A 4,948-nucleotide genomic window follows, 5' to 3' on the forward strand; every position below is an offset into this window, starting at 1 on the left:
GCTTCGTGGCCGGCGACGACCGCACGCCTTTGAAGTTCCACATCGAGAAGTGGGCGCCGGCCGAGGAACAGGCGCTGGTCTGGGTGGATGTGCAGGGCCTGCAGCCCGGGCAGGCGAACGCGATCTATGCCTATTACGGCAATGCGAAAGCCGCCGCGGCCCAGGACGTCGCCGGAACCTTCGGGCCGGACTATCGGCTGGTCTACCACTTCGAGAATGCAGGCGCGCCGCGCGACGCCACCGCCAACGGCGCGCACGCGACCGGCGGCGAAGGGCGCAACGCCGGCGGCCTGATCGGCCAGAGCCTGCTCCTCGACGGCACGAACCCGGTCACCCTGCCGGCCTCGGCGTTCGCGCAGGGTCCGCTTTCGGTCAGCTTCTGGGTGAAGCCCGGCGAGCCCGGAGCCGGTGGCGGCACGCTCTTCACGCTGCCGGGGGCGGTGAGCCTCGTCGCGCAGGACGGCCAGCTTTACATCGACCAGGGCGGCAGCCGCTCGGCGGGGGGCGCGCTCGCGGCTGGCGGCTGGGCCAATGTCGCGCTGGTGAACGATGGCGGCAAGAGCCTCCTCTACATCGACGGCCGGCCCTCGGGCGAAGTGGCCGGGGCTCTCGCCGCCGCGACCGGCGCGCCGGTTCTCGGCCAGGGTTTTGCCGGCGAGATCGACGAGTTCCGGGTGGCGGGCGCGGCGCTGCCGCAGGCGGCGTTCCAGCTCGCGGCGGGCAGCGAGGGCCAGTCGCCGCGGCTGGTGACGGCCGACACGCCGCAGCAGGTCGAGACTGGCGGCGGCCATGGCTATATGGGCATCCTGTTCAAGGCGCTGACCTTCGACGCCTGGGTGGTGATCATCATCTGCATGCTGATGCTGCTGGTCGCCATCTGGATCATGATCTCCAAGGGGCTGCTGATCGGCCGGGTGCGGCAGGCCAATGAGGCGTTCCTGGAGGCTTATGCCGGGCTGTCGCGCCGGGCGGGAGGCCATGAGGGGCTTCCGGCCTTCGATCCGGGCGCGGCGGCGGCCGGCTCCACGCTGGGCCGGCTCTACGACATCGGCCGGCGCGAGCTGACCGAGCGCCTTCAGGAAGGCAAGGCCACCGGCAGCCGCTTCGCCATCCGCTCGCAGTCGATCGCGGCGATCCGCTCGGCGCTGGATGCGGGCCGCGTGCGCGAGGGGCAGAAGCTGAACGCGCGGCTGGTGCTGCTGACGATCGCCATCTCCGGCGGCCCGTTCATCGGCCTGCTCGGCACGGTGCTGGGCGTGATGATCACCTTCGCGGCGGTCGCGGCGNGCGACGGTCGCCGGCCTTGCGGTCGCGATCCCGGCGCTCTTCGGCTACAACTATCTGCTCAGCCGCATCGAGGAGATCACCGCCGACCACGACATCTTCGTGGACGAGCTGGAGAAGCGCATCGCCGAGACCTGGCAGGATGCGCCGGCGCCCGCTCCCATCCCGGCCAAAGCGGCCTGAGCCCAGGGCATAAGGAGACTTACGCCATGGGTATCCAGGTCGGGGGCGGCAAGAAGCCCTATAACGAGATCAACATCACCCCGTTCGTCGACGTGGTGCTGGTGCTGCTCATCATCTTCATCCTCATGACGACGGCCGCGGTGCAGGGCATCCGGGTCGATCTTCCGACCGCCTCCTCGGCGAAGACGCTGGACAGCCAGAAGAGCCGGGTGATCGCGGTGTCGAACGACGGCACGGTGTCGATCGACGCGGTTCCGGTGTCGATGTCGGAGCTGGAGGGCGAGCTTCGCCGCTCCATCGCGACGACGCCGGACCTGGCGGTGATCCTGCGCGGCGATCGCGCCGTGCAGTACGACCGGATCATGCAGGTGCTGGACCTCGCCTCCAAGGTGGGCGTTCCCAGCCTCGGCATGGCCTCCACACGGCCGCCCGAAGGCGGCGCGTGATGGCCGCTTCCTCCCTGATGACGCCGGGCGGCAGCGGACCGCGCCGCAAATCGCCGGTCACCTTCGGCCGTGTCCTGGCGGTCGTCGGCCTGGGGCTGGTGGTGGCGATCGTCTGGAACATGCTGAGCTGGCAGTCGGTCAGCGACCGGCCCAACGAGATGAAGACGACGCGGGTCATCCTGCCGCCGCCGCCGCCTCCACCGCCGCCGCCGAAGCCCGAAGAGGTGGAGCAGCCGCCCGAGCCGACGATCGCGCCGCCGCTCGAGCAGCCGCTCGACACCCCGCCGCCGCCCGATCAGGCGCCGTCGCAGGATAGCGCGCCGGGCGACAGCGCCCTCACCGCCCGCGAGGGTGCGGGCCCGTCCGACTACGGCCTGCAGCGCGGCACGGGCACGGGAACGGTGATCGGCGGCCGCGCGGGCGGCGGCATGGGCGACGCGCATCGCGCCTATGCGGCGGTCGCGCAGCGCTGCGTGCAAGGCGCGCTTCAAGGCGATCGGGATCTGACCCGGAGCCGCTACGCGATGCAGGTCGCGGTCACCTTCGAGCCGGACGGCCGCATCGCCGCTGTCCGCCCGACTTCGGGCGGCGAGGAGCGCCGCAACGCCCGCGTCCAGGAGGTCCTGACCGGCCTCCAATGTCCGCCGCCACCGCCCGGCCTGCCGGTGGTGCGGCTCAATCTCAACGCCCGCTCGGGAGGCTGACCGATGTCCGCGCAGCTCACCGACGCTTCAACTCCCAGGGGGATCCATCTCATGTCCGCTGCCTTCATCCGTAACTTCAAACCCGCGCTGATGGCCTGCGCCGCAGGCGCAACACTGGCAGCCGCGCCGGCCTTGGGGCAGAGCGACGAGGGGGTCGATCCGCGCGCGCTGCTCGACCAGTTCGTCGCCGAGAAGCTCATCAGCCAGGAACAGGCGGAGCGCATGCTGCGCAACGCCCGTGCGGCCTCGCCGCAGCCGCAGGTCCGCGCGCCGCTGCCGCCGGGGGGCGTCGACGCCGACGGCGCCCAGGTCATCCCCTATGTCCCCGACGTGGTGCGCGAGCAGATCGTCGAGCAGGTGCGCACCGAGCTCGCCGGGCAGGCGCAGGCCGAGGGCTGGGCGAAGCCGGGCGAGACTCCGGAATGGACGCGGCGCATCAGTCTTTATGGCGACGTGCGCGTGCGCGCCGAAGGCCGCTTCTACAATGAGGAGAATTATCCCGACTTCCCCAACTGGGGCGCGATCAACGACGGCGGCGGCTTCCAGGTCAATCCCGACACGCCGGGCTACGTCAATCCGCCCTATCTCAATGTGAACGAGGATCGCCGCCGCTTCCGCCTGCGCGCGCGTCTCGGGGTGCGCGCCGAAGTTGCCGACTGGATCCGGGCCGATGTCCGCCTCGCCACCGGCGCCGACAACGGCCCGGTCTCGACCAACCAGACGCTGGGCGGCGACGGCACCGGCAAATACCACATATGGCTGGACCGCGCGTCGCTGCGGCTCACTCCGGCTTCCGGCTTCCAGGTCGATCTCGGGCGCTTCGCCAATCCCTTCTGGACGTCGGACCTGGTGTTCGACAACGACATGAACTTCGACGGGCTGGCGATCTCGGGCCGGGGCGCGGTGTCGGAGCAGTTCGGCCTGTTCGGCTCGGCCGGGGCCTTCCCGGTGTTCAACACCGGCATGAACTTCGGCTCGCGCGATGCGGGGCCGTTCAAATCCACCGACAAATATCTGTTCGCGGCGCAGGCCGGCCTCGACTTCCGCCCCGCCGAGAATATCCGCGCGCGGCTCGCCGTTGGCTACTTCCATTTTGATGGCGTCCAGGGCCGGTTCTCCTCGCCCGGCCGCTGGGACCAGGACGTGTTCGACACCGACTATACGCGGCCGGCCTTCCAGCAGTTCGGCAACACCATGGTGGCGCTGCGCCAGATCACCGCCGATCCGAGCGTCCCGGATGGCAGCAGCCCGGAAGTGCAGTATTTTGGGCTCGGATCGAAGTTCGAGATGCTGAACCTGCGCGGCCAGCTCGAATATGATGTCTCCGAGCGTATCGGGATCCGGCTCGAAGGCGATTATGTGAAGAACCTCGGCTTCGACCGCGCAGCGATCACGCCTCTCGCCCTCAACAACTTCTCGCCGCGCACGACGATCGGCGCGATCACCACCGGCGGCGAATATGAGGGCGGCGACAGCGGCTGGCAGCTGCGTCTGGCGGTCGGCAGCCTCGCCATGGGCCATGGCCAGGGCGACTGGTCGGCCGAGCCCGGCGACTGGAGCTTCCATCTCGCCTATCGCCACCTGGCCTCCGACGCGGTGATCGACGGGTTCGCCGACTCCGACTTCGGGCTGGGCGGCACCAACGCGAAGGGCTGGCTTGCCGGGGCGAGCTACGGCGTCGCCAGGAACGCGCTCTTCGGCCTGCGCTGGGCGTCGTCCGACGAGGTGGCGGGCCCGCCGCTCTCGGTCGATCGCCTGTTCCTCGACTTCAACACGAAGTTCTGAGCCGGCGATGTCGACGGCAGCGCGCCTTCCTGTCACGGCCCGGTCGAGCGGTCGCGCCCTTGTGGCCGCCGGCCTGGCCGCGCTCGCGGCTCCGGGCCTGCCCGCAAGCGCTGCCGGGGTGCAGGACAGGCCATCGGCGCCCGGCCCGGTCCTGCCGGCCCTCAACCTCGGGGCTGCGGCGGAGCCGGCCCTGGAGCCGGCGCCGGTCCGCATCGGCGGCAAGCCCGCCGACAGCGCCCACAGCACCCCTTGCGTCGTCGTCGACATCGCCGGCGAGCGCGCCGGGCATCTCGACTGCGCGACGCAGGCGCTCACCGAGGCGGCGCGGATCGCGCAGCGCGAGGCTCAAGCTTCGCGGGACGTGTCTGTCGCACAGGCCGGCTCGCCCGATCTCGAGGTCGGCGTCGCCAGCCGATCCGGCACCCGCCTTCGCTTGCGCGAGAATTTTGGTGTGTCGATCCGGCCGCCCGCCGTGTCGGCCCCCGTCTCCACCAACCCGATGGGGCGCCGGCCATGATCCGCCGTCACGAACCTGTCGCTCATCCC

General features: G+C 70.7%; 4 protein-coding genes and 2 pseudogenes. All 6 read left to right on the plus strand.

What is annotated here, in order from left to right; translation table 11 throughout:
• Window positions 1-5 precede the first annotated feature (5 nt).
• A pseudogene (locus L6Q21_RS16425) lies at window positions 6-1,226 on the plus strand (DUF2341 domain-containing protein); the annotation flags it as partial.
• An 88-nt stretch (window positions 1,227-1,314) separates the two neighbouring features.
• The gene (locus tag L6Q21_RS18045) at window positions 1,315-1,467 is read left to right on the plus strand and encodes a hypothetical protein (RefSeq protein ID WP_336246252.1); all 153 of its coding nucleotides are present in this window, start codon (window positions 1,315-1,317) and stop codon (window positions 1,465-1,467) included.
• 113 nt (window positions 1,468-1,580) lie between these two features.
• Window positions 1,581-1,913: pseudogene (locus tag L6Q21_RS16430) on the plus strand (ExbD/TolR family protein); the annotation flags it as partial.
• Window positions 1,913-2,617: a TonB-dependent receptor gene (locus tag L6Q21_RS16435; protein WP_237831836.1), complete on the plus strand. Its 705-nt coding sequence runs from the start codon at window positions 1,913-1,915 to the stop codon at window positions 2,615-2,617. The pseudogene L6Q21_RS16430 and the gene L6Q21_RS16435, both read left to right, overlap by 1 nt.
• Window positions 2,618-2,668: 51 nt before the next feature.
• The gene (locus L6Q21_RS16440) at window positions 2,669-4,402 is read left to right on the plus strand and encodes a putative porin (protein ID WP_237831837.1); all 1,734 of its coding nucleotides are present in this window, start codon (window positions 2,669-2,671) and stop codon (window positions 4,400-4,402) included.
• Window positions 4,403-4,463: 61 nt separating this feature from the next.
• The gene (locus tag L6Q21_RS16445) at window positions 4,464-4,919 is read left to right on the plus strand and encodes a hypothetical protein (protein ID WP_237831838.1); all 456 of its coding nucleotides are present in this window, start codon (window positions 4,464-4,466) and stop codon (window positions 4,917-4,919) included.
• The last annotated feature ends 29 nt before the right edge of the window (window positions 4,920-4,948 follow it).

It is taken from the genome of Sandaracinobacteroides sayramensis (assembly GCF_022014495.1).
GTDB classification, from domain to species: domain Bacteria; phylum Pseudomonadota; class Alphaproteobacteria; order Sphingomonadales; family Sphingomonadaceae; genus Sandaracinobacteroides; species Sandaracinobacteroides sayramense.